General features: G+C 44.0%; 19 protein-coding genes. 11 read left to right on the forward strand and 8 right to left on the reverse strand.

Going from position 1 to position 26,214, the window contains the following annotated elements; genetic code table 11:
- Window positions 1-72: 72 nt before the first annotated feature.
- The 4 genes from lysS to JEQ21_RS03265 form a co-directional block, all read right to left on the reverse strand.
- Window positions 73-1,563 carry a lysine--tRNA ligase gene (lysS, locus tag JEQ21_RS03250; protein WP_199363938.1) on the reverse strand — a complete coding sequence of 497 codons (1,491 nt, stop codon included), beginning with the start codon at window positions 1,561-1,563 and terminating at the stop codon, window positions 73-75.
- 56 nt (window positions 1,564-1,619) lie between these two features.
- On the reverse strand, window positions 1,620-2,267 hold the full coding sequence (locus JEQ21_RS03255; protein WP_199363939.1) for a histidine phosphatase family protein: 648 nt from the start codon (window positions 2,265-2,267) through the stop codon (window positions 1,620-1,622).
- 2 nt (window positions 2,268-2,269) lie between these two features.
- On the reverse strand, window positions 2,270-2,752 hold the full coding sequence (locus JEQ21_RS03260; RefSeq protein ID WP_199363940.1) for an aminoacyl-tRNA deacylase: 483 nt from the start codon (window positions 2,750-2,752) through the stop codon (window positions 2,270-2,272).
- A gap of 64 nt (window positions 2,753-2,816) precedes the next feature.
- Window positions 2,817-3,704 carry a GH25 family lysozyme gene (locus JEQ21_RS03265; protein WP_196091198.1) on the reverse strand — a complete coding sequence of 296 codons (888 nt, stop codon included), beginning with the start codon at window positions 3,702-3,704 and terminating at the stop codon, window positions 2,817-2,819.
- Between the two features lie 180 nt (window positions 3,705-3,884).
- Between JEQ21_RS03265 and ftsW the strand changes: the two genes are divergently transcribed.
- From ftsW to JEQ21_RS03290, 5 genes are all read left to right on the forward strand, one after another.
- Window positions 3,885-5,108 (forward strand): cell division peptidoglycan polymerase FtsW, encoded by a 1,224-nt coding sequence (gene ftsW / locus JEQ21_RS03270; RefSeq protein WP_199363941.1) that lies wholly within the window; start codon window positions 3,885-3,887, stop codon window positions 5,106-5,108.
- A 57-nt stretch (window positions 5,109-5,165) separates the two neighbouring features.
- Window positions 5,166-7,925 carry a phosphoenolpyruvate carboxylase gene (gene ppc / locus JEQ21_RS03275; RefSeq protein WP_199363942.1) on the forward strand — a complete coding sequence of 920 codons (2,760 nt, stop codon included), beginning with the start codon at window positions 5,166-5,168 and terminating at the stop codon, window positions 7,923-7,925.
- A gap of 133 nt (window positions 7,926-8,058) precedes the next feature.
- Window positions 8,059-9,255: an elongation factor Tu gene (gene tuf, locus JEQ21_RS03280; RefSeq protein WP_179925281.1), complete on the forward strand. Its 1,197-nt coding sequence runs from the start codon at window positions 8,059-8,061 to the stop codon at window positions 9,253-9,255.
- Window positions 9,256-9,402: 147 nt separating this feature from the next.
- Window positions 9,403-10,161: a triose-phosphate isomerase gene (gene tpiA / locus JEQ21_RS03285; protein WP_199363943.1), complete on the forward strand. Its 759-nt coding sequence runs from the start codon at window positions 9,403-9,405 to the stop codon at window positions 10,159-10,161.
- 112 nt (window positions 10,162-10,273) lie between these two features.
- Entirely contained in the window at window positions 10,274-13,513 is a 3,240-nt protein-coding gene (locus JEQ21_RS03290; protein ID WP_199363944.1) for a GBS Bsp-like repeat-containing protein, read from the forward strand.
- Between the two features lie 72 nt (window positions 13,514-13,585).
- Here the strand turns inward: JEQ21_RS03290 and JEQ21_RS09875 are convergent, their stop codons facing one another.
- Genes JEQ21_RS09875 through JEQ21_RS03305 form a run of 4 tightly spaced genes read right to left on the reverse strand, consistent with a single transcriptional unit; the run spans window position 13,586 to window position 18,134 of the window.
- Window positions 13,586-14,800, reverse strand: coding sequence for an aminoacyltransferase (locus JEQ21_RS09875; RefSeq protein WP_233340724.1), 1,215 nt, complete (start codon window positions 14,798-14,800; stop codon window positions 13,586-13,588).
- 6 nt (window positions 14,801-14,806) lie between these two features.
- Window positions 14,807-16,018 (reverse strand): aminoacyltransferase, encoded by a 1,212-nt coding sequence (locus JEQ21_RS09880; RefSeq protein ID WP_233340725.1) that lies wholly within the window; start codon window positions 16,016-16,018, stop codon window positions 14,807-14,809.
- Window positions 16,018-16,827 carry a sugar-phosphatase gene (yidA, locus tag JEQ21_RS03300; protein WP_199363945.1) on the reverse strand — a complete coding sequence of 270 codons (810 nt, stop codon included), beginning with the start codon at window positions 16,825-16,827 and terminating at the stop codon, window positions 16,018-16,020. The genes JEQ21_RS09880 and yidA overlap by 1 nt, the downstream gene beginning before the upstream one ends.
- Entirely contained in the window at window positions 16,824-18,134 is a 1,311-nt protein-coding gene (locus JEQ21_RS03305) for an HD domain-containing protein (RefSeq protein ID WP_196966903.1), read from the reverse strand. Before JEQ21_RS03305 ends, yidA begins: the two co-directional genes overlap by 4 nt.
- A 192-nt stretch (window positions 18,135-18,326) precedes the next feature.
- Between JEQ21_RS03305 and JEQ21_RS03310 the strand changes: the two genes are divergently transcribed.
- From JEQ21_RS03310 to add, 6 genes are all read left to right on the forward strand, one after another.
- Window positions 18,327-19,259 (forward strand): thiamine pyrophosphate-dependent dehydrogenase E1 component subunit alpha, encoded by a 933-nt coding sequence (locus JEQ21_RS03310; RefSeq protein ID WP_199363946.1) that lies wholly within the window; start codon window positions 18,327-18,329, stop codon window positions 19,257-19,259.
- A complete protein-coding gene (locus JEQ21_RS03315; protein WP_199363947.1) occupies window positions 19,252-20,220 on the forward strand; it encodes an alpha-ketoacid dehydrogenase subunit beta in 969 nt (322 codons plus the stop codon). Before JEQ21_RS03310 ends, JEQ21_RS03315 begins: the two co-directional genes overlap by 8 nt.
- Window positions 20,210-20,608, forward strand: a complete 399-nt coding sequence (locus JEQ21_RS03320) for a DUF1934 domain-containing protein (RefSeq protein ID WP_196091969.1) — start codon at window positions 20,210-20,212, stop codon at window positions 20,606-20,608. Before JEQ21_RS03315 ends, JEQ21_RS03320 begins: the two co-directional genes overlap by 11 nt.
- Window positions 20,609-20,821: 213 nt before the next feature.
- Window positions 20,822-23,515: a cation-translocating P-type ATPase gene (locus JEQ21_RS03325; protein ID WP_199363948.1), complete on the forward strand. Its 2,694-nt coding sequence runs from the start codon at window positions 20,822-20,824 to the stop codon at window positions 23,513-23,515.
- Between the two features lie 235 nt (window positions 23,516-23,750).
- A complete protein-coding gene (locus JEQ21_RS03330; protein ID WP_199363949.1) occupies window positions 23,751-24,959 on the forward strand; it encodes an ATP-binding protein in 1,209 nt (402 codons plus the stop codon).
- Between the two features lie 210 nt (window positions 24,960-25,169).
- Complete coding sequence (gene add, locus JEQ21_RS03335; RefSeq protein ID WP_199363950.1) at window positions 25,170-26,198, forward strand: adenosine deaminase; 1,029 nt, start codon at window positions 25,170-25,172, stop codon at window positions 26,196-26,198.
- Window positions 26,199-26,214: the final 16 nt, after the last annotated feature.

Consider the following 26,214-nt stretch of genomic DNA (forward strand, 5'->3'; position numbering starts at 1 on the left):
GTTTTAAAATGCAATGAGGATGAAGTCATAAAAACCTCCTGATCTTGATGTTCAGGAGGTCTTTGTTTTGTCTTATTTCATAGTTGGGAATAGGAGGACGTCGCGGATACTTGTTACGTTTGTAAGAAGCATGACGAGGCGGTCAATTCCAATTCCAAGTCCACCTGTTGGTGGCATTCCGTATTCGAGGGCTTCCACGAAGTCGTAGTCGATTCCGGTTGCTTCATCATCTCCCAATTCTTTGGCTTGGGCTTGAGCTTCAAAGCGAGAAAGTTGGTCGATAGGGTCGTTCAACTCTGTGAAGGCATTGGCAAATTCTTTACCAACGATAAAGAGTTCAAAGCGGTCGGTGAAGCGAGGGTCCTCCGCATTTTTCTTGGCTAATGGAGAAACCTCAACTGGGTGACCATAGATGAAAGTTGGTTGCACCAAGGTGTCTTCTACGAATTCTTCAAAGAAGGCATTGATGATATGACCAACAGATGTGAAGTGTTTTTCCACAGGAACCTTGTGCTCTTTTGCTAGTTCTTGTGCTTGTTCCAGTGTCATTGCTTGCCAGAAATCCACACCAGTGATCTCTTTGATGGCATCAATCATGTGCACACGCGCAAAGTCAGACCCGATGTTGATTTCTTGGTCTTGGTAGGTAATAACCGCTTGGTCTGTCACAGCTTTAGCGGCAGCTTGAATAATTCCTTGAACCAAGTCCATAATGTCTTGGAAATCTGCATAAGCTTGGTAGGCTTCAATTGTAGTGAACTCAGGGTTGTGTGTAGCATCCATTCCTTCATTACGGAAGATCCGTCCCATCTCGTAGACCCGCTCCATACCACCAACGATTAAGCGTTTCAGATGGAGTTCCGTCGCAATGCGGAGGACCATATCCATGTTTTGTGCATTGTGATGGGTTTCGAAAGGTCGAGCAGCAGCCCCACCAGCTTCGTTATGAAGGACTGGAGTTTCTACTTCAAGGAAACCTTGGTTATCTAGATAACGTCGGATCTCAGAAACAATTTTGGAGCGAGCAATGAAGCGCTCAAAGCTTTCACGATTGGATATGAGATCCAAATAGCGCTTGCGGTAGATGGTTTCAACATCTGATAGACCATGGAATTTTTCTGGAAGTGGTCGAAGGGCTTTGGATAAGTGGGTTAGGCGGCTAGCCTTGATGGACAATTCTCCCATATCAGTCCGCATGACTTGACCCTCAACTCCGATAAAGTCACCTAAATCCGCTTTTTTAAAGATTTCATAGTTTTCTTCGCCAACTTCATCTTTACGTACATAAATTTGAATTTGGCCATCACGGTCTTGGACGTGGGCAAAGCCGACCTTCCCTTTGCCACGCTTGGTCATTAAGCGACCGGCGATTGTAGCGGACTCATTCAAGTCATTAAGGGCTTCCTTATCCAAATCCGCATATTTTTCTTTCAAATCCGCAGAATTAGCGCTTCGTTCGAAGCGGTGACCGAAGGGATCAATGCCAGCTTCCGCCAAGGCCTGCATTTTTTCCCGACGAATGATTTGCTGGTCATTGAGTTCCTCTGTTAGATGGTGTGACATATTTTCCTCCTCTGTCATCCGTTTACTTATGTTTTATTTTATCACAATTGAAAGGGTTATGAGTGGATAGGTTTGACTTTCACAGACTCTAAAAAGCTGGTGTCGTTCCAACTAAGGACTTGGAAATCTCTGAAATCATCAGTTTCTAAGATGGTCAAGCTTCCATTCGACAAACCACCCCAATCCCGCAACAAGGCAGGTTTGACCCCTAAAAGGGTTCGAAGTGAGGCCACCAAATTGGCTCCATGGCCAACGAACAACACCTGGTCGTAAGGTTCCTCCTTAAGAGAGTGAACCAGCTGGGTCACCCGATGGGTAGTCCGGTAAACGGACTCAGCCCCAAACATATCATAATTAAACTTGGCAAGGTTGTGACGGAAAGCTTGAATTTGTTGGGGATAGATGGCTTCCATGGTGGTAATTTTCTGCCCTTCTAACCGGCCAAGTTGCCATTCTCGTAAGGCAGCTTGGGGTTCGATATCCACTGGGGTTCGATTCTGAGACTGAATGATTTGAGCGGTATGGAGGGCGCGTGGTAGATCACTGGAGAAGATGCGGTCGAAACTCACGTCTTGAAGGTGTTTTCCAAGCCTCTCAATATCCAAGATGGCTTGGTGTAGGAGTGGAGAATCTCCGCTGGCCCCTTGAAAACGGCCTTCTTCATTCCATTCCGTTCGACCATGGCGAACAAAGTATAACTTCATTTCTATTCTTCTCCTTTTTCACGAAAATTTGCAAAGCTGGCTCCGACGAAGTCGGCTAAGTCTTGAGCAGATAATTGGACACTTCGTCCAATTTCACCGGCTGAGACTAGGATACTGGTGAAGTCTAGGGCACGATCATCAATGTAGATAGGGAAATGATGACGCTGACGGATTCCAACGGGGTTGTTGGCCCCGTGAATATAGCCAGTGGTTTTCTCCAAATCTTTTTGAGGAATCATTTGGACCTTTTTATTTCCGGATATGGTGGCGAGTTTTTTCTCAGAAAGGTGATCTTCGATAGAAAGCACTCCAATAATCGGTCCAGTCTTGTCTCCCTTAAGGGCCAAGGTTTTAAAAATGCGAGCCCGGTCAAGTTCGTCAGGGGTTTGTCCTTCTAAACCGTTGAAGTGATGGGCTTGATGGGTGATGCCTGCCTTGGTGAGAATTTGTTCCACCAAGGTTTTCTTTAATTTTTTCTTAGCCATAAAACTCCTTTATCAGTTTTAACCAAAAGAGAGGCTGGGACGATAATAGTCCCAGCCACAATTTCTATTCGGTCTGGGATTCAGTTTGATATTGGTAATCAGCAGCGTCCCTTTGGAATAATTTTTTATAGGTTTTGGCGGTATTTTTTAAAGGGGAAATTTGATTGAGGTCAACCTCCTTATCAAATCCGGGTAGCCAACCTCGGGAAGTGTATTGGTGAAGGTCATAATCAATATCCGTAGAAGGGGCAGCATTGTAATAACCAGAATCGACTCCATAAGTTGGGAACCAAACGGCATCAAACTTATCAGTGGAGATGCTGTGCTCTTCCATAAAGTAGGTTCCAATGTAGATTCCAATATTCTTAGCGCCTAAATCCTGCAGTTTAGCACGAAAGGCCTCGACGCCCTTGTCCATATTGGACATGGTTTTTTCTTCCACATCGAGCCAGTAGTAGCTTGGTTTGTATTTGGCAGAGGCTTCGTAGAATTCGGTAGCCTCCTTCTCCATCTCCTTAACAGATCCAGCTGCTACATAAGCGTAGACAGCAACAGGAATATCCCGTTTTTGGAATTCTTCAATGTGTTTCTGGTAGGATTTGTCAATGCCATTCAGGTAGGTAGCCGCATTTTCCTTTTTGGCTTGAGCGCCACTGTGGACACGAATGATGGCACCTGAAATGGACTCGGCCATAACGTCATAGTCTATTTCTTCTGGTAGTTGCCAACCAGAGAGGTCGACGATGGGACGGAGGTTGACTTCCTCGTTGGTCGTTTCTTTCTTTTTGGTCGTATCTTGCTTACTCTTTCGCGACTCCTCGGCAGCCTTTGCTGCTCGTGCGGCTTCTTGTTCGGCTCGCAACCCTTGTACTTGGATATGGCCGACAATTAAACTGAGAAAGAAGAAACCAAAAAAGATTGCGATAAAAATCGGTTTTATCCTTTGTCTCATAAGGTTCATTCTATCTTAAAATGGTGGAAAAAACAAGAAATCTCGCCTGATTTGGCGGAAAAAAAGCCCATTTTTGGGAAACTGGGGTCACTCAGGTGAATAGGGAATGGGGTTTCCCTTTTTTTTCGATTGGGAAAATGGTATAATCAAGGCTGAATTTTTAGAAAAAACGGGTATGCAATGAAGATTGAAAAACGCTACTTGTTAAACTATTCAATCCTGATTCCTTACCTCATCTTGTCTATTTTGGGCTTGATTGTGGTGTATTCAACGACCAGTGCCAATTCCATCCAAAGTGGTGGAAATCCCTTTAGTTCGGTACTGACACAGGGTGTCTTCTGGATTGCGAGTTTAATCGGGGTCGCTTTAATATATAAGTTTAAATTAGACTTTTTGAAAAACCAACGGTTGGTGACCATCGTCATGTGGTTGGTTATTCTCTTGTTGATCATCTCCAGAATTTTTGGAGCCCAGATTAATGGTGCTCGCGGTTGGATCCTTTTGGGGCCCTTAAGTTTACAGCCAGCTGAGTACCTCAAAATTGTGATGATTTGGTACCTAGCTTCTGTGTTTAGTCGGCAACAAGAACTGATAGCTAAAAGTGACTATTATGCCCTGACTCAAAATCAGTTTTTTCCACGCTCATTTTCTGATTGGCGGATTGCGGTTCTTGTGTCCTTAGCTGTCATCGCCTCCCTTCCGGATTTGGGGAACGCCACTATCCTGTCCCTTTTGGTTGTGATTATGATTTCCCTAAGTGGAATTTCCTATCGTTGGTTTGCGACCTTTATGGGAGGGATTGCCGTTTTATCCGCAGCCGTCTTGGGAGCCATTCGTTTGATTGGGGTGGATGTCGTGGCCAACGTGCCACTTTTTGGATATATTGCTAAGCGTTTTAGTGCCTTTTATAATCCTTTCGAGGACTTATCTGATTCCGGTCACCAGTTGGCTAATTCCTATTATGCCATGAGTAATGGTGGCTGGTTTGGAATGGGCCTGGGGAACTCAATCGAGAAAAATGGCTACTTACCGGAGGCCCATACGGACTTTGTGTTTGCTATTGTCATTGAGGAGTTAGGATTTGTAGGAGCCAGTCTGATTTTAGGTCTCCTCTTCTTCCTTATTTTACGGGTGCTACTGGTTGGGATTCGAGCCCGAGATCCGTTTAATGCCCTTTTAGCCACAGGAGTTGGAGGGCTTTTGCTAACGCAGACCTTTGTTAATATTGGTGGAATCTCAGGCTTGATTCCCTCAACCGGGGTGACATTTCCCTTCCTTTCGCAAGGGGGGAATAGCCTCCTTGTCTTGTCTATTGCCATTGCTTTTGTTTTAAATGTTGACGCTGCGGAAAAGAAAAGGGATTTGGAAATCCAAGCAGGTGGTTCGCCTGGCGAAAGAGCTTGAATGTGAGGCAGGGACGGGACCAACCGTCTACGCCTCTTTTTGTGTAGAGGAGTAAACATGGAAAAATTAGAATACCAGGTATCAGCGGATGCCATCGCTCAGGACGCTTATGAATTGAAAAGTATGGTTAACCGAATTGTTGAAGCGGCTTATGGGTCAGAGATGCTGGTTGAGATGGACCAGATTAAAGATTGGGTCGTCCAAGGTCAGGATGAAAAGATTGCGAGTTATCTTCGAAATTTAGAGACAGACCGAATTTCTCTCTTGGTTCGTTATTTTGCAGTCGTGCCCTTGCTTATTAATATTGCGGAAGATGTGGACTTGGAAGTAACCATCCAACGCCGGAATAATCTGGCTGAGGACTACTTGGGAAAACTCAGTCAGGCTGTGGCACGGACTGCTCAGATGGACAATGCGCAGGAACTTTTGGAGCAACTGCAAGTGGTACCTGTTTTGACGGCTCATCCGACTCAGGTTCAACGCAAATCCCTATTGGATTTAACTTCTCAGATTCATGACTTGCTCAAACGCAAGCGAATGGCCTTGCCCGGTGATCTCAATCAGAATGAGTGGGAGGAGGAACTCTATCGTTATTTGGAGACTATCCTACAAACCGATCTTATTCGGGAACAAAAGCTGACGGTTAAAAATGAGATTGTGAATGCGATGGCCTATTATCGCAGCTCGCTACTGGAGGCTGTCCCACGCTTGACTCAGGCTTACCGGGACTTGGCCAAAGAAGAAGGTCTGTCCGTTCCTCACAGTCGCCCGATAGCTATGGGGATGTGGATTGGTGGAGACCGAGATGGGAATCCCTTTGTGACAGCGGAAACGCTACGAGTATCCGCTCGTGTTCAGCAGGAAGTTCTTTTTGATTATTATCTTCAGTCTTTAAATAAGCTCTACCGGGATTACTCTGTTTCCCTTAATTTGACGGATGTGAGTTCCCAGGTAGCTCGTTTGGCTGATCTTTCACAAGATAATTCTGTTTTTAGAGAAAAAGAACCTTATCGTCGCGCCCTTTCTTGGATTCGGGATCGCCTTTTGAAAACTCAAAAGGAAATGCAGGTTTTCTTGGGACAGCCAGAGGAGTTGGCCTTGGCTGGGAAAGAATTGATCAAAATGCAGCAGGAGCGCAATTGGGATAAAATTCCCGCCTATGCGACTGCTGAAGAATTCAAGGCAGAGTTGGAACAGGTACAGTCTTCCTTTATGGCTTTTGGGCAGCGTCACTTAGCGTCAGGGAAACTGAGTCAGTTAATTACGGCAGTAGAAGTTTTTGGTTTCTACTTAGCTAGCATTGATATGCGTCAGGATTCGAGTGTGCACGAGGCCTGTGTAGCTGAACTACTAACTACAGCAGGGATTGAGGAGCATTATTCAGAGCTTGAAGAGGAAGATAAGGTGGCTCTTTTGCTCAGATTATTGGAGGAAGATCCACGACCACTTTCGGCTCCCACTCTTGCCAAAAGTGAGCTATTAGCTAAGGAGTTAGCTATTTTCGAAATGGCAGCCAAACTAAAAGATGTCTTGGGCGAAGACGTCATTCGGCAATCGATCATTTCTCATGCAACCAGTGTTTCTGATCTGTTGGAATTGGCAACGCTTTTGAAAGAAGTTGGGCTGGTCAACCGTGATGCGACTCGTCTTCAATTGGTGCCTCTCTTTGAAACAATTGAGGATTTAGAGGCTTCTCGACAGACCATGCGTTCCTATCTATCCTTGGATTTGATTCAAAAATGGATTGCTTCACGCAATGGCTATCAAGAGATTATGTTGGGCTATTCGGATAGTAATAAGGATGGAGGCTATCTTTCCTCAGTTTGGTCTCTCTATCAAGCCCAAGAGGACCTGCAAAAGTTAGGTCAAGAATTTGGCGTTAAAGTGACCTTCTTCCATGGACGCGGGGGGACCGTTGGTCGTGGTGGCGGTCCGACTTATGAAGCCATTATTGCTCAACCCTTGGAAAGTATTCGAGATCGTTTGCGTTTGACCGAGCAAGGGGAAGTGATTGCTAATAAATATGGAAATAAGGAAGCTGCTTATTACAATTTAGAAATGCTTCTATCTGCTTCGTTAGACCGTATGTTGAATCTGGAAGCGGAATTGAGTCCGGAGCAGCGTGAGACCTATGGTCGGGTTATGAACCACCTTGTCGAAACGAGCTACAAGGCTTATAGAGACTTAGTTTTTGAAAATCCAGCTTTCTATGATTTCTTCTTTGAAGCTAGTCCGATTACCGAAATTTCTAGTCTCAATATTGGTTCCCGGCCAGCGGCTCGGAAAACGATTACTGAAATTTCAGGATTACGGGCTATTCCTTGGGTTTTCTCTTGGTCTCAGAATCGCATCATGTTACCAGGTTGGTACGGGGTTGGTCAGGCCTTTCAGACTTTGATGGCTGAGGATCCTGAGTGGCTCTCGATTCTCCGTCAAATGTATCAGAACTGGCCGTTTTTCCGAGGTCTACTCTCCAATGTGGATATGGTGTTGGCCAAATCCAATATGACCATTGCGGCCCACTATCGAGACTTGGTACAGGATTCTCAGGTAGCGGGAGTGTTTGACCTGATTTTTGCGGAATGGGAAAAAACCAAAGAAAGTCTCTTGCTAATAGAAGAGAGCGATCAACTTTTGGCGGATAATACCTACCTATCGAATAGTTTGTCCTACCGCATGCCTTACTTCGATGTCTTAAATTATATCCAGGTAGAGTTAATCCGGCGTAAGCGTGAGGGGGTATTACCGGAAGAAGCCAATTCCTTAATTGCAACCACTATCAATGGGATTGCGACAGGGCTTCGGAACTCGGGCTAATCAATGGAAAAAATTAAAAAAAGAAGTAAAAGGCTTGATTTTTTCTAACAGTCTGATAGAATAGTAGGGAAAGTTAGACTGTATTGCCTACTGTCTATCTATAAAATATATTTTATTGGAGGCTTTTACCCAAATGGCAAAAGAAAAATACGATCGTAGTAAACCCCACGTTAACGTTGGTACAATTGGACACGTTGACCACGGTAAAACTACCCTAACTGCAGCGATTACAACTGTTTTGGCACGTCGTTTGCCTTCATCAGTTAACCAACCTAAAGATTACGCTTCTATCGACGCTGCTCCAGAAGAGCGCGAACGCGGAATCACCATCAACACTGCACACGTTGAGTACGAAACTGAAAAACGTCACTACGCTCACATCGACGCTCCAGGACACGCGGACTACGTTAAAAACATGATCACTGGTGCGGCTCAAATGGATGGAGCGATCCTTGTAGTTGCGTCTACAGATGGACCAATGCCACAAACTCGTGAGCACATCCTTCTTTCACGTCAGGTTGGTGTTAAAAACTTGATCGTCTTCATGAACAAAGTTGACCTTGTTGACGATGAAGAATTGCTTGAGTTGGTTGAAATGGAAATCCGTGACCTTCTTTCAGAATACGATTTCCCAGGTGATGACCTACCAGTTATCCAAGGTTCAGCTCTTAAAGCGCTTGAAGGTGATTCAGCATTTGAAGACATCATCATGGAATTGATGGATACTGTTGACTCATACATTCCAGAACCAGAACGCGATACTGACAAACCATTGCTTCTTCCAGTCGAGGACGTATTCTCAATCACTGGTCGTGGTACTGTTGCGTCAGGACGTATCGACCGTGGTGTGGTTCGTGTCAATGACGAAATCGAAATCGTTGGTATCAAAGAAGAAACTACTAAAGCAGTTGTTACTGGAGTTGAAATGTTCCGTAAACAATTGGACGAAGGTCTTGCAGGAGACAACGTTGGGGTTCTTCTTCGTGGTGTTCAACGTGATGAGATTGAACGTGGACAAGTTATCGCTAAACCAGGTTCTATCAACCCACACACTAAATTTAAAGGTGAAGTTTACATCCTTACTAAAGAAGAAGGTGGACGTCACACTCCATTCTTCAACAACTACCGTCCTCAATTCTACTTCCGTACAACTGACGTAACTGGTTCTATCGAGTTACCAGCAGGTACTGAAATGGTTATGCCTGGTGATAACGTGACAATCGACGTTGAGTTGATTCACCCAATCGCCGTAGAACAAGGAACAACATTCTCTATCCGTGAGGGTGGACGTACTGTTGGTTCAGGTATGGTTACTGAAATCGAAGCTTAATTCGATTCATTTCCTAGATTAACAATTTAAGTCAGAACAGCACTAGCTTGGTCTTTGGCCAGGCTAGTGTTTTTTGGATTTCCCTTTTTTTCTGCTCGTCTTTGTGATAAAATAAGGACTGTAATAAAAATAGAAGAGGTATGTGAAATGTCACGTAAACCAATTATCGCAGGTAACTGGAAAATGAACAAAAACCCTCAAGAAGCACAAGCTTTCGTTGAGGGACTAGCAGGCAAATTGCCATCAGCTGATCTTGTTGAAGCAGCGATTGCTGCACCAGCAGTTGATTTGAACGCACTTCTATGGTTTTCTAAAGATTCAGACCTTAAAGTGGCAGCGCAAAACTGTTACTTTGAAGATGCGGGTGCCTTCACAGGTGAAACTAGCCCTAAAGTTTTGAACGAAATGGGTGTTGACTACGTTGTGATCGGTCACTCAGAGCGTCGTGACTACTTCCACGAAACAGATGAAGATATCAACAAAAAAGCACATGCTATCTTCCGTAATGGTATGACACCAATTATCTGTTGTGGTGAGTCACTTGAAACTTATGAAGCTGGACAAGCAGTTGAGTTTGTTGGAGCACAAGTCTCAGCAGCTCTTAAAGGTCTTTCAGCTGAGCAAGTATCCTCACTTGTGATTGCTTATGAGCCAATCTGGGCTATCGGTACTGGTAAATCTGCAACTCAGGATGACGCACAAAAAATGTGTAAAGCTGTTCGTGATGTTGTTGCTGCAGACTTTGGTCAAGAAGTGGCAGACAAAGTTCGAGTGCAATACGGTGGTTCTGTAAATCCATCAAATGTGAAAGATTACATGGCTTGCCCAGATGTAGATGGAGCTCTTGTTGGGGGTGCTTCCCTTGAAGTGGATAGCTTCCTAGCTCTTTTGGATTTTGTAAACTAATGGTTTAGAAGCCCGATTTTTCGGGCTTTTTTTCATGCTCTCATTGAAAAAAACAAAAACTTAGTATAAAATAAATGGGTAACTTTAAGAAAAAATAAAGGAAATAGTCATTATGAATCAGAGATCCCAGCAACGTTTTTCCATCCGGAAATATTCATTCGGTGCGGCTTCTGTTTTAATTGCTAGCCTTGTCTTCATGGGAGGACAAGTGCAGGCGGATAGTTATTCAGAAACCACTGTCAAGGGTGAATCATCCAGCCAAACAGTGACGTCTGAGCCTCAAGCGAATGGAACACTAGAAACAAATCCAAGTTCAGAACTTGTAACGCCTCAGACAAGCTTAAGGGCATCCTTGGCTCCTTCTACTGAAGTGGCGACCAGCCCTAGTTCATCTTCTAAAGCAGTCTCTTCAAGTGAAGCGAGTGCATCTACAGAGGAAACATCAACCTTGCCTTCTGTGAATTCTGCATCTATTAAAACTGAATCAGTTCAGCCTGCTTCAGCAACTCCCTTCCGGCGTGCTGCAACATCTGGTTCGGCAGAAACCAGTAATCAGCTACCAAACTCAGGAACCTATGTTTTTGAAGAAGTCGCAGAAGTTCACTCTGAACCCCGATTGGCCTCTAGCGTTGTTGCGACTTATAGTAAGGGGCAATCGGTCGTTTATGATCAGGTCTTGAATCGGGAACAGCGCCAATGGTTGTCCTATATCGGAGCTTCAGGCGCTCGACGTTATGTGGCCCTTCCGGCTCAAAATAATGCTGGTCAAACTACGGATTCAGCTGTTGCCAATACCTTGAAAGCCTTGGCACCTCAAGGAACCTATACTTTTAGCCAAACTGCGGGTGTTAAAAACGAAGCTCGAATCACGAGTCCAGACCTAGCAACCTATCGTCCAGGTCAGTCTGTTCGTTATGACCGAGTTTTAAATGCGGACAATTATACTTGGATTTCTTACATTTCTTATTCAGGTACCCGTCGTTACGTAGCAATCGGTGCTCAGTCGATTCAACCAAGTCGCCCAGTGACACCAGAAGTGAAGGTAGAGAAAACAGGTCGCATCTCAACCTCTAGTGTCTCTGCATCCGGTTTTGAGGTTGTTGTTAGTAATGTAAACCACCCACAAGGAGTGAAGGAAGTTCTAGTTCCAACTTGGTCTGAGAAAAATGGTCAAGATGATCTCATCTGGCATAAGGCTGTAAAACAAGCGGATGGTCGTTATAAAGTCCGGATTGAAACCAAGGATCATAAGAATGACGCGGGTAGCTATGTCTCCCATATTTACTATGTGACAAACCAAAATAACCGGGAATATGTAACTGGAACCAAGGTAACTGTCCCTCAAGCTCCAGTGGTTCAAAAAACAGGTCAGGTGACAGGAAGTAACATCAGTTCAACAGGCTTTGATGTTGTGGTCTCACAAGTCAACCACCCACAAGGAGTCAAAGAGGTTTTGGTTCCAACTTGGTCTGAGAAAAATGGTCAAGATGATCTTATCTGGCATAAGGCTGTTAAACAAGCAGATGGTAGTTATAAAGTCCGGATTGAAACCAAGGATCATAAGAATGACGCGGGTAGCTATGTCTCCCATGTTTACTATGTGACAAACCAAAATAACCGGGAATATGTAACTGGAACCAAGGTAACTGTCCCACAAGCTCCAGTGGTTCAAAAAACAGGTCAGGTGACAGGAAGTAACATCAGTTCAACAGGCTTTGATGTTGTGGTCTCACAAGTCAACCATCCACAAGGAGTGAAGGAAGTTCTAGTTCCAACTTGGTCTGAGAAAAATGGTCAAGATGATCTTATCTGGCATAAGGCTGTAAAACAAGCGGATGGTAGTTATAAAGTCCGGATTGAAACCAAGGATCATAAGAATGACGCGGGTAGCTATCTCACCCATGTTTATTACGTAACCAATCAAAATAAGCGTGAATTTTTATCTGGAACAAGGGTAACCGTTCCTCAAAAAACGATCGTTGTTAGTCGGCCAATTCCACATAATCTCCCGGCTCAAGGTAGTTACACATTTACGAAACGTTCGGATGTAAAGAATGAACCTGTTGTAACAAGTCCGACCCTTGCGGTTTATGAAGTCGGGAACAAAGTAAATTATGATCGAATTGTAACAACCAACGGTTACCACTGGTTATCTTATATTTCCTATACTGGACAAAGACGTTATGTAGCTTATGGGCCATCGCATACTCTTGAAGAGAAAAAAGAGGAGACTCAAGGGAATCAATCAAGTTCTGGTAAAGGCCTTCCTGAAAAATGGGTCGGGAACAAGAAATATTCTGGAACTGTTACCCATATTGATGAAAATCCAGTCTACTCTGATAAAAATCGTGTGAAGATTGATCGGATTGTGATTCATCACAACGCTGGAATGAGTGACGAAGGAGCCCGAGCAACTTGGTATATTCGCAACGGTAATGAAACTTCAGCCCACTATCAAGTGACTCCAGACAAGATCTGGGGAGTTGTGCCAGAAAACGAAGTGGCTTGGCATGCAGGGCATTATCCAACTAATCAACGTTCCATTGGTATTGAGCACCTCAACAATAGTTTAGGCCCACATTGGACCATCGCTGAGGCAACATATCGCAATTCAGCGAAGTTGATTGCGGATATTTCCCTCCGTTATGATATTCCATTGGACCGCAACCACGTGGTTGGTCATGACGAGGTGTCCGCAACCCTTTGTCCTGGTGGTATCGATATCGATAAGCTCCTTGCACTTGCAAAAATAGAGCGGGCAAAACTTGAAAAAACAACTTTGCCAAACACAAGTGCTGTTCCATCAGCTCCAAAACAAGTAGCCGCTCGCGTGGAAATACCTTATTATTCACAGTTGGATAGTCGCTGGTCTCAAAAATGGTATGGTGGCTACAAATTTGGACCAACAGGTTGTGTTCCTACCAGCCTAGCTATGGTCTTCTCAGGACTTTCTGGCAAAACTGTTTTACCAACTGAGGTTGGAGACTATATCTATCACAATACCAATGCTTTTAACAAGTTTGGGCCTGGAACAGAGACCAATGGAATTGTGAAGGCTGTTAATAAGTGGGGTTACAAACACGAAGTTTTAAATAGCCGTAATGCTATTCAGGCTGCTCTTCAAGCTGGGAATCCAGTCCTACTGGCGGTAGGGGCGAGTGTCTTTGTGAACTACCCATCTACTCATGAGATTGTGCTGTCCGAATACAAGGACGGAAAAGTTAAGGTTTCAGATCCTTACACCAAATCTCTAAGTGGTTGGCATAGCCTAGATTACCTCTGGAATGTTCGCAGTCGTGTGGCTGAAGACAACCAGTTAGGTTCTCCAGCAATTGCTGTTAAACGTGCGTAAAGAAAAAGAATCGGTCACATCAAGGTGCCGATTCTTTTTTGTAGACAGAGGGTCTGGGGTATTTTCTTACGCTTATTTTCTACCTAAAATGTTCTTAATCCCTTGTAGGAATTTTGCTTTGAATGGGAATGGGTAATAGATGAAGGTCCCTGCTTTTTGGCTAATATAGCCATTGAAGTTTTGTTTGAAACGGAGGACTCCATCCTGTCCATCAAATTGGCCCATGATTCCCAGGAGGTTGTAGTGTGCAATTCCTCGTTTAATGGCTTCCTTCATCACGTATTCTTGTAGCAATGCTGGAGCGTAAAATTTATTAAATTCAGGATAGGAACCAGAGAAGAGGTAGACGGTTTCTTCGGGCATATAGAGGAAGAGGGAAGCAGCCAAGAGAATATCTTCAGAACCGTACTTCTCAATGAGATCTTGTGCTTCAGCTAGCCGTACATCAAAGGTTTCAAGCTGTGAGTTGAATTCACGTAATTGGTTATCTCGTTTTGTACTGGCTGGTCTTTCTTCCAATTTTGCAATTTTTTGAGCTAAAGTCTGCTGTCCTTTTTGGATTTCCTGTGCATATTCTTGGAAATTAAGGAAGGCTGCCATAAACTCAGCTCGATCTCCAAAACTATCAAAGAAATATTCGTAGTAGGAGAGCTCTTTGTCTGAAAAATCACGACGGCTAGAAGTCGCTTCGGTTACCTCTTTAAAGAGAGGGAGTTCATCTCTTGTAAGTGGGCGAAGTTTGATTCCAAAAGTGTTGGCTTTTTTCACAAGGGCCTTACCATTTTTGGTGAAGGAGCTCAGAAGTGATTGTTCATCCAAACCGCTCAAGTCTTTTAGGTAAACCCAATTAGGGGCAGAAGCAGTATAGCCAGTTTTAAAACCTTGAAATTGAAAACCTAGATTTTCTAGTAATTCCAATTCAGCTCTGTTTTCCGAACCGATTGCTTCTCCATCTGTGGTGTATTCTTGATAAGAAGTATTTGGAAAAATGATGAGTTCCAAAACCCCTTTTTTCTTGGCGTAGGTTTGAAGTGCTTGATAGAATGATGTTAGACCTGAAGGTTCTACGACCAAGGGACCTAAGGTAATTTCCATATGAAGGCCGCCCGTCATAGGCATGGTTTGAACCATGGCAGCAACTTGGATTTGATTGTTTTCTTTATAGGCTAAGAATTCAATCGTGTAGCCTCGTTTTTCCAGGAGACTAGCCATTTGTGGACTTTGCATATAAGAACGCTTTTCAATATGAAGCTGTTCAAATTCTTGGGGAGTTATCGTCTCTAACATGAAATTTTACTTCCTTAATTTTTTTCGAAGTTTAAGTGCTAAGTTTGCAAGTGGATAAAGCGTGCTAGTAGGTAGATCAAATTCTCCAACAAATTCTTCGATGACAGGAGAAAGATTTTTCTTAAAGTTATAAAGGCCACCGTCAAGACTGTTTTCTACTCCCCCCATGTTATGCCACTTTTTCCCACGATTGAAACTGTGTAGGGCAGTCTCATACCAAGTTAATAAAGGTGCTTGGTAGCGTGCGAAGTCATCGTTCATGCCAGCATAAATATTTTCTGCGGTTGGGCCAAACTCAAGGGTGAGGGTTCCTGAAATTGCGACGAGATCTCCGTGGATTTCTTGCATTTGTGTTAGAAAATCAAGTTCAGATTGGAGTCGTTTTTGGTCATCTTGGTTTTGTAGCGATTTGTTGGACTGGTTATTGTTGTCAAATTTTTTTGCTTCTTCTTGTTTTTTGTGTAGTTCTTTTTCTAAGCGTTTTTTACGTTCTACAAGATTCAATTGAGCTATCGTGATGAAGGCGTCATTACCATACGTTGTGAGAAGTTTCTGGTAGTAGTCTTTCCCTCGTAAAGAAATATTTTTCCGATCTTCTGTTCGCTTCATGAGGTCGGAGAAGGCATCTAGTAATTCTTCACCTCCAAATACAATTTCCAATCCCTTGTTGCGAGCAGTACGGATATTCTGCCGGGTACGTTTTGCTAAGCGTTCTTCGCCGAAGTAGCCGTTGTAGATATTTGCATGAAAGCGGGGTTGGATTGTATCGCTTAGATCTTGGGTTGGGCCAGTCCATTTTGCACCAGCTGTTTCAAGATGCTCAATAGCTGTTTGAGTGAGTGGGTCAGTCTCCAAGCTCCCATCGGGAAGCGTCTTACTGAGGAAGAGGCTAGGGTCTATTTTGGCAAAAATAGCTTTGTGTTCTTTTGCTCGTTTTTTGAGCGTTTTCATGACGAAGGTCACCAAGTTTTGATTTTGGTAATCCATAATTGGGCCACGCGGGACATAGAGCATGGTGAGTCCAAGTGGTAGTGGTCGAATTAAGATGAGTGCAGAAGCCACAAGTGTTTCATTTTGATCTAGGAAAATCAGCCGTTCACTTTTCCAGTTGTCTTTAATAATGGCCCACGAACTACTTTGAAGTAGGTTGGCCTGGGGGTGCTGGCTGACAAACTGATCATATTCTTGGAGATCAGAATTAATTTTATAGGTATACATTAGTCCAATACCCACTTTCTAATGGCGTAGGCAACGCCGGATTCTTGATTGGATTTGGTGATGTGTTTGGCGATTTTTTTGACGTTGGGATTGCCGTTTTCCATGACGACGGAGTGGCCGACGACTTCTAGCATGGCGAGGTCATTTTCCTCGTCCCCGATGGCCATGGTTTGGTCCATTGTTAACCCTAGCTCTTGAGCCAATTGTTGGATGGCCCTCCCTTTATTGGCGCTTTTTTTAAGAATTTCTAAATAAAAAGGAGTGGATTTAACGATGGTGAAGCGGTCGTAGAATTCCGCTGGCAACTTGGCAATGGCAGCATCGAGTACTTCCGGTTCATCAATATACATGGTTTTGATGATTTCCTTGCCCTCCATTTCTTCTGGTGTTCGGTAGAAGATGGGCATGTTGACCAACTGGGATTCATGGACGGTGTATTTGCCGATGTTGCGGTTGGCAGTGAAAATCCCTTGCTTGGTGATGGCGTGCATGTGAACGCCAAGAAGGCGGGAGTAGTACTCGATGTCCAGATAGTCTTGATAGGTTAGGATGTCTTTGACCAGCTCTTGGCCAGTCGCTGCGTCTTGTACGAGCGCGCCATTGAAGGTGATGACATAGTGTCCAGGTTTGTTGAGCTCCAGTTCTTCAAGTAGGTGGTGAACCCCAGCAACAGGACGGCCAGTGGCAATGACCACTTGAACTCCGGCCTGACTCGCCTCAAGGACGGCTTCTTTGACTTCTTTTGTGATTTTTTTATCGGGTGTGATTAAGGTTCCGTCGATATCAACGGCCACTAATTTGATACTCATTCTTTAGGTTCTCCATAAATAAAGCTATCGTTTTGAATGTAGGATTGGAAGGTTTTTCCTTGAAAGGAAAAGAGATCATTCTCGCCCATCATTTCCTTAGGGAAATAAAAGCGATGGTCTCCGTAGCGGGTACCGGTCAAAGCCTGAACCAAAGGGGATAGGCTAGACAGTTCTCTCAAGCTACCGTCTTTTTGCAGGATTTCAATTTGAGTCTTAGACCGGCCTTCATCAGGACGGTAGATATCGTAAGGCAAATCGAAATTACGATGGATAGCGGTGTAATAAAGGGGATCAAATCCAACCTCTTGAACCAAGTCACGAAGTACTTGGAGATGCTCTTCATCCTCTTTTTCAAAAAGAATGGACTTGAAAACACGACGGTTAATGACACGCTGGGCCAAGTCTGAAAGAATCTTATCGGGACTGGTCATCCAGGATTGGAAATAGGTGGACAAAACACCATCATCTAGTGCCAAATAATCCTCCAAACTAACTTCTTCCTGAAAGAAAGGGAGGAGGCGAGGGGAAGAGTAAGCAAAGTAATCCCGATATTCCGGGAAAATCTTCCGAGCTCGCTCCAAGAGTTTGTGGAGCAGGACTTCCATAGCGCGTGTGGCAGGATGGAAGTAAATCTGCATATACATCTGGAAGCGGCTGACAATATAGTCCTCCACTGCATGAAGGCCATTCCGACGAAAGGCGATACCATTGGACACCGGCTCCATGACGCGGAGAATCCGCGTTAAATCAAATTCTCCATAGTGAGTGCCAGTGAAATAGGAATCCCGTAAAAGATAATCCATCCGATCGACATCAATTTGACTGGAAATGAGCTGGACCACCTGCTTGTTTGGATAAGTATGATCAATAACACTGGCCACTTTCTCCGGAAAATCAGGGGCTACCTGAAGAAGTATCTGGTGAACCTGACTGTTTGGATCCAGGATAATGCGTTGCGTCATTAGCTCATGGTCGGTATGGAAGAGCCCTTCGAACGTATGAGAATAGGCACCATGTCCGACATCATGAAGCAAGGCAGCTGTCATGGTTAAGAGGTTTTCCCCTGGATTCCAGATATCCGGATAGGATTCCGTAAAATTTTGCGTGACTTGACGTGCTAACTCATAAGCTCCAAGACAGTGTGAAAAACGGCTATGTTCTCCTCCGTGAAAGGTAAAACTGGACGTCCCCAGTTGTTTAATCCGACGTAGCCGTTGAAATTCCCTGCTGTTAATTAATTGGTAAATAATAGGGTCGTTCACATGAACATAGTTGTGAACAGGATCCCGAAAAACCTTTTCAATCATAGCAACATTTTACCATAAAATCAGCGATTCCACTATTTCCGCTTGATGTAAAGGTAAGCATCTTTTGAAAACTGTGTGAGGAGTTGATTGCTCTTAGGAATCTATCAACAGTCCAAAGTATCTCGATTTGGGAAACCATACTTATTTTGATAAAATGGGGATATGAAAAATCAAAAAGGGGATGATCTGTCAATGAAATGGGCAAAAGAGACCATTCTTTCGTGGTATGAAACAATGGTTAAGATTCGTCAATTTGAAAATATCCTCGATGACTACAACAATCAAGGGAAAATCTATGGGACTACCCATTTATACAATGGGGAAGAGGCTATTGCAACAGCTATCTTGACCTTGGCTGATCGAGGAGATTATGCCCTGTCGACACACCGTAATCATGGTCATGCCATTGCTAAGGGATTATCAACGAAGGCCATGTTTGCAGAGATTTTTGGTCGGGAATCAGGGATCAACCGGGGGCGGGCAGGCTCCATGCAGATTTCTGATTTTTCCAAGGGGTTTATTGGGGGAAATGGCATTGTTGGTGGAAACTTCCCCATTGCGCTTGGTTTGGCCAAGGCACTTCAGATGGATCAGAAGAATCAGGTGGTCCTCTGTTTTTCAGGGGATGGGGCGACTAACCAAGGAACTTTCCATGAAAGCCTGAATTTGGCAAGCGTCTGGAAGTTACCGATACTCTTCATTATTGAAAACAATCAGTACGCCATGTCTTCCTATACGGATCATATGACTGCTGGAGACATTGTTAGCCGGGGACAGAATTATGAGATGAAGAGCCTCAAGATCAATGGACAGGATATTTTTACGGTTGCAGAGGCCTTTTTACAGGTGCGTCAAGTTCTTAAAGATGGACCTGTCCTCATGGAGGTGACAACCTATCGGTTCAGAGGCCATTCTCGGTCGGATAAAGAAGACTATCGCACCAAGGATGAGTACTTAAACTACCAAGATCCAATTGCGGCTTTACGCGACTTCATTCTAACTGAAGGCTACCGGACTCAAGATGAACTCGCTTTTATGGAAGAACGCATTTATCAAACTTTAATGGAGGAAGCTGCAGAGGCTTATGCCAGTCCTGCAGCGGGGTGTGAGGTCGAAAATGAATAAGGGAAGACAGCTCAGTTTTTTGGAAGCCATCCGAGAGGCTCAAGAACAAATCCTCGAGAGGGATTCACGAGCCTTTGTTTTGGGAGAAGATGTGGGTGTATACGGTGGTGGATTTGGAGCAACCAAGGGATTGATTGAAAAATTCCCAGACCGTGTTTTGGAAACGCCCATTTCGGAAGCAGCCATGACAGGGGTAGCCATGGGGTCGGCCATTTTAGGAAAACGTCCGATTATGGAAATTCAGTTTTCGGATTTCTTGACGGTTGCGATGGACCCACTCGTCAATCAAATTGCCAAAATTGCCTATACATCTTGTGGGACCATGACAGCTCCCGTGGTGATTCGGGCGGCCTCAGGGGGAGGGACTGGAGCTGGCACCCAACATTCCCAAAGTTTGGAAGCTTGGTTTGCCCATGTTCCGGGCTTGCACGTTGTCATACCCAGCAATCCCTATGATGCCAAAGGCCTGCTGATGGCGGCTGTGGCCAGTCCAGACCCTGTCTTGGTTTTGGAACCCAAATCGCTTTATAGGACAGTAGGAAATGTTCCCGAAGAGCCTTATGAAGTAGACTTGGGCAAGGTGAAGGTATTACAAGAAGGAAATGATCTAACGATTATCGCCCTTGGAGCCATGCTTCCACTAGTTCAGGAAGCCCTTGAGGGGCTGCCTTATCAGGTGACCCTGGTGGATCCTGTAACAGTTAGTCCGCTAGATCGCCACGGCTTGTTGGAAGCGGCTATGAAAACAGACAAGACACTAGTTGTAACCGAGAGTTATGGAGATTTTGGAGTAGCTGCAGAAATCATGGCCTCTTTAGTGGAACTGGGCTATCGAGGACGTCTGAAACGTCTGACTAGCCTGTTCAGCCCCATCCCTGCGGCCCAAAGTTTGGAAAGCCAAGTTCGACCAAGTGTCGATAACATTCGTCAAACCATCGAGGAGTTTTACCGTGAAGATTGAAATTACCAATTATATTCAGGTTGGTGACCAAAAGGAAGTGGTCCATCAAGCCTATGAGGCCGAGCAACGCCAAAAAGGAGATTTTACCTATTTTCTATATAAAAATGAAGAGGGGGAGAAGGTGGTGCTCAAGTTTAAAGAGGATGAGCTGGTCATGACCCGTTTTAGCACCCCCCAGTCCATTATGCGATTTGTGGATCAGAAGCAGGTACCAGTAGGGGTGCACACGCCGATGGGCCTGCAACAATTTATTAGCCAAACGGATTCGATGCAACTGGATATATCAGCCCAGACCTTGATCATGTGCTATCAGCTTTTATCAGCTGACGGGGAATCTGTTTTTGCTGAGTATGACTTTCGTTTGACTTGGACGGATGAGGGGGAATAGCCCTTTTGTCCAAAGACTTTTTCTGCATGAGCCTTGCCATTCTTCTTTTCATTTGATAAAATACTATAGAAATCAAGGGAGTAGCTAACGGTTCCAACCGTGTCAAGGTCGTCAATCCGAAATTCATTTCCGGCCTTGGATGAAATAGCGAGACTTGTTCAATAAAACAAGTCTCTTTTTGTTTGCCAAAAAGGGACTAGAAAGAGGAGAGTTTTGTCAAAAGAACAACAAAAAGTTGCTTTTTTTACTAAGAGCCCCGAAGAAACCTTGAGTTTGGTTGATTCCAAGCAGGAGGGATTGACAAGCGCTCAAGCCAAAGAGCGTTTGGAACAATTTGGTGCCAATGAGTTGGATGAGGGCCAGAAGAAGACCTTGCTGCAGAAATTCCTAGAGCAGTTTAAGGATTTGATGATTATCATCCTTTTGATCGCGGCGGCCTTGTCCGTGATTACTTCTGGTGGGCACGACATTGCGGATGCCCTTATTATTTTAGCCGTAGTTGTCATTAATGCCATGTTTGGGGTTTACCAAGAAGGGAAAGCTGAAGAAGCAATTGAAGCTCTTAAAAACATGTCAACCCCTGCGGCGCGTGTTTTACGTGACGGTAATGTAACGGAGATTTCTTCTAAGGAATTAGTGCCAGGAGATATCGTTCTGCTTGAAGCAGGGGATGTGGTGCCTGCAGATATGCGCCTTTTAGAGGCCAATTCGTTAAAAATTGAAGAGGCGGCTCTGACAGGGGAGTCTGTCCCAGTTGAAAAGGACTTGTCAGTAAGCCTAGCAGAAGATGCAGGTATCGGAGATCGGGTCAATATGGCCTTCCAAAACTCCAATGTAACTTATGGACGGGGTACCGGGGTTGTTGTCAATACCGGTATGTACACTGAAGTAGGTCACATCGCCGGCATGTTGCAAAATGCAGACGAGACTGCAACACCGTTGAAAGAAAACCTCAACCAGTTGTCTAAGTTCTTGACCTTTGCGATCTTGGGAATTGCAGCAATAACCTTCCTGGTTGGTGTCGTCTTCCGTGGTCAACCTTGGTTGGAAGGATTAATGACAGCAGTAGCCTTGGCCGTTGCGGCTATTCCAGAAGGTTTGCCAGCCATCGTAACGATTGTCTTGGCACTTGGAACGCAAGTTTTGGCCAAACGGAATGCTATTGTTCGGAATTTGCCAGCGGTTGAAACCCTTGGTTCAACTGAGATCATTGCCAGTGATAAGACCGGTACCTTGACCATGAACAAGATGACGGTTGAAAAAGTCTTCTACGACGGCGAATTGCATGACTCTAAAGATGAGCTTGCGCTTGGATTAGATTTACCAGTTCTTCGTTCGGTTGTCTTAGCCAATGATACTAAGATTGACGCGGATGGAAATCTTATCGGAGATCCAACTGAAACAGCCTTTATTCAATATGCCTTAGACAAGGGCTTTGACGTAACAGCTTACTTGGAAAAATTCCCACGGGTAGCTGAGTTGCCATTTGATTCCGATCGGAAACTCATGTCTACCGTTCATCCTCTGGAAGATGGACGCTTCCTTGTAGCGGTCAAAGGAGCTCCTGACCAATTGCTTAAACGTTGTGTCAGCCGTGACAAGGCTGGGAAAATTGCTCCAATTGATGAAGCAACCAGTCAATTAATTGCCCAAAACAACTCGGCCATGGCTAAAGAAGCCTTACGGGTTCTGGCAGGTGCCTATAAAATCATCGATGCCGTTCCAGAAGAGTTGACTTCTGCGAACCTTGAAAATGACTTGATCTTCACTGGCTTGATTGGAATGATTGATCCAGAACGGGCTGAAGCAGCAGAAGCTGTGCGTGTAGCGAAAGAAGCTGGAATCCGTCCAATCATGATTACCGGAGACCATCAAGATACAGCAGAAGCGATTGCGAAACGTTTGGGCATCATCGATCCTGCAGATACAGAAGATCATGTTTTAACAGGGGCTGAACTGAATGAGATGTCTGATGAAGAATTTGAAAAAGTTGTTGGTCAGTATTCGGTTTATGCGCGTGTCTCACCTGAGCACAAGGTGCGGATTGTGAAAGCATGGCAAAACCAAGGTAAGGTTGTAGCCATGACAGGGGATGGGGTCAACGATGCGCCAGCCCTTAAAACAGCCGATATCGGTATCGGAATGGGGATTACTGGTACAGAGGTTTCTAAAGGAGCATCTGACATGGTTCTTGCGGATGATAACTTCGCAACCATTATCGTGGCGGTTGAAGAAGGTCGGAAGGTTTTCTCCAATATCCAGAAAACCATTCAATATCTCCTTTCTGCCAATACGGCTGAGGTCTTGACCATCTTCTTGGCAACCCTCTTTGGATGGGATGTTTTGGAACCCGTTCACCTCTTGTGGATTAACTTGGTTACTGATACCTTCCCAGCAATTGCCCTTGGGGTTGAGCCGGCAGAACCAGGTGTCATGCAGCACAAGCCTCGTGGCCGTAATTCCAGCTTCTTCTCTGGTGGGGTACTCAGCTCCATTATCTACCAAGGTATTCTTCAAGGACTCCTCGTCTTGGCGGTTTACTGGTATGCCATTCAAAATCCAGTACATTCTGGATATGAAGCGATTCACGCCGATGCCTTGACCATGGCCTTTGCGACCCTTGGTTTGATCCAATTGGTACATGCCTTTAACGTTAAATCTGTTTACCAATCCATCTTTACGGTTGGACCATTTAAGTCTAAAACCTTTAACTGGTCCATTGTTGTTTCCTTCGTGCTACTGGCAGCTACAATTGTTGTGAAGCCTTTGGAAAAAATCTTCCACGTAACAGAACTGAACTTGGAACAATGGTCTGTTGTCCTTATTGGAAGTGTTCTCATGTTGGTGATTGTTGAAGTGGTGAAATGGATCCAACGCCGGATGGGTCTGGATAAAAACGCTATTTAAGAAAATTTGAACGAAGAAAGCAGTGGTCAGTTCCTTGAGACAGGGTCTGCTCACTGCTTTTTGTAATTTTTCAACTAGAATCTCAGACTATTTGCTAGACTTCCTGAAATACTAGTTAAAAATTGGAAGTATATTTCCAAAAAGTCTAAGAATGGACAGAAATCGGAAGTATACTTCCAAAAAACACAGAAAACAGGTATAATTGGAAGTATACTTCCGATTAAGGGGGATGAAAATGTATCAGAGATTGTTTTATTTAAAAAAAGTGCTGGATTTAAAAGATACTGATTTTATTAAAGTTATAACTGGGGTTAGACGGTGTGGGAAATCGGTCCTACTTATGCAGTATAAAGATTATTTATTAGAGTCAGGGATTAAGGAAGAGAACATCATCTATCTAAATTTAGAAAGTTTTGAAAATCAATTAATCACTACAGCAGAGGAGTTTAGAGAGACTATTTTGAATGCAATCCCTAAAAATAATGATCCATTTTATGTATTGGTGGATGAAATTCAATTTGTTGAGGGATGGCAAAGGGTTATCAATGGATTGCGGGTTAGTTATAATTGTGATATTACGATAACAGGCTCCAATGCCAAGTTATTATCTGGAGAGTTGGCTACCTTACTGAGTGGCAGATATGTAGAGATTGAAGTCTATCCTTTTTCCTTCAAAGAATTTCTAGCTGTGAAAGGGATTGATGAAAAATCGAGAGAGGTTGATATTGCCTATAGAGAGTATGAAAAGTATGGTGGATTTCCAGGTGTTGTCTTATCGAATGAATACTTAAAAGAGAGTATCCTCTCTGGGATATATGATTCTATTTTATTAAATGATATTGCAACAAGGGGAAGAATCAGAGATACTCAGGTGCTTAAAAATATCGTTTCGTATTTAGCGGATAATGTTGGCCAACTCGTTAACCCTAGTAAAATTGTTAATGTATTAAAAAATGAAAAAATCGAAGTTTCGAACCATACAATGGTCCGGTATCTGGAACTATTAAGAGACGCATTTCTATTTTATGAAACAAAGTCTTACGATATTAGAGGAAAGGCTCTTTTAAGGAACAATGCAAAATACTTTATGGTTGATAATGGGTTAAGAAACCACGCTGTCAGTTTTAGCAATAGTAATCAAGGGAATCGATTGGAGAATATTGTTTTTGTGGAGTTACTAAGAAGAGGCTATAAGGTCAACGTTGTGAGATTAGATGATAAAGAGATAGATTTTATTGCCAAGAAAGGTGAGGTGGTTGAATACTATCAAGTTGCCTACCAAATCCCAGAAAATAATCATGAAACAGATAATTTGTTGTTACTTAAAGACAACTTCAAGAAAACCTTGATAACGGGGAGGTATGAAGGAGTGAATGAGATTGATGGGATTCAGGTTGATTACATTGTAGATTGGCTCATGAATGAGGAGAGCGTTAGTGAGTGATTACTAGAGTTTGGTTTCCTTATGTCGTTTGCATACTAGATTTCAAACGATGATTGTATTTGATTCATTCTTAAAACTACGAATCTTTTAAGTTCATTGAAAGTAGAAAGTGTGGGATTTCTGTTCTTTTGGGTGAAAATTTTAGAAACATCGTTGACGAAAAATCAGAAATATCGTATGATAGGAAAAATCTACCTGAGAGGATGAATCATGGAAACCTTATTGAATCTGCCCAAAGTGGAACTCCATTGTCATTTAGATGGATCTGTTGATCTACATGCTTTAAGCCAGCTTTACCAACTAGAAGGTCTTACTAAAACCGAGGAAGACCTTTTGAAGGAGGCGGTAGCGCCAGCTACTTGCTTGAACCTAACGGAGTATTTACGGTGTTTCCCTGTGACCACCAAAGTCTTGGCATCTGAAAAAGCCATGATGATTGCGGTGTTGAGTGTGGCGAAGCAGGCTGCTGCAGAAGGCGTTCGTTATTTGGAAATCCGTTTTTCGCCCGATTTTATTCAGACAGCTGATTTCAGTATGGAGCAAGTGGTGCAAGCGGCTATTGAGGGAGTTAAACTAGCGCAGGCGGTTTATCCTATTCGTCTGGGCTTGATTCTCTGTATGATGCGAGGTCGGTCTGAGGATGTGAATCGTCAAGTTCTGGGCTTGGCGGAGAAATATCTGGGTCAAGGTATTGTAGCCTTGGATGTGGCTGGTGATGAAAGTAAGTACCCGATGCCCCTTTTTAAAGAGTTATTCCTAGAAGCCCGAGCTGCGGGTATTCCTTTTACAGCTCATGCAGGAGAAACAGGAAATCTCGATAATGTTCTGTGGGCTGTGGATTATGGGGCAAGACGCATTGGCCACGGGATTGCCTTGATCAAGGATTTGTCACAGGCGGAGGATTTGAAGTCGGCAGGAATCTTGCTGGAGATGTGCCCGATTTCCAATTTGCAGACGGGAGCTTCTGTATCTTGGGAAACCTATCCCTTTGGGATCTTCCGAGAAACGGGTCTGGCCGTTAGCATCAATACCGATAACCGGACGGTATCCTCTAGCAGTTTGACCCAAGAATTTGGCATCTTAGATACCCAAGTGGGTTCCTTGACGGTTGGGGATGTTTACCAGATTACCCGTGATAGTGCCCAGGCAGCCTTTTTGCCGGAAGGGGACAAGCTAGCCTTACTGGATGAGTTGGATCAGGCCTATAAGGCCTTTGACCTAAAGGCGTCTTTACGTTAAAATAGGATGAAGAATC

It is taken from the genome of Streptococcus sp. 121, from assembly GCF_016458205.1.
In the GTDB taxonomy this organism is placed as follows: Bacteria; Bacillota; Bacilli; order Lactobacillales; family Streptococcaceae; genus Streptococcus.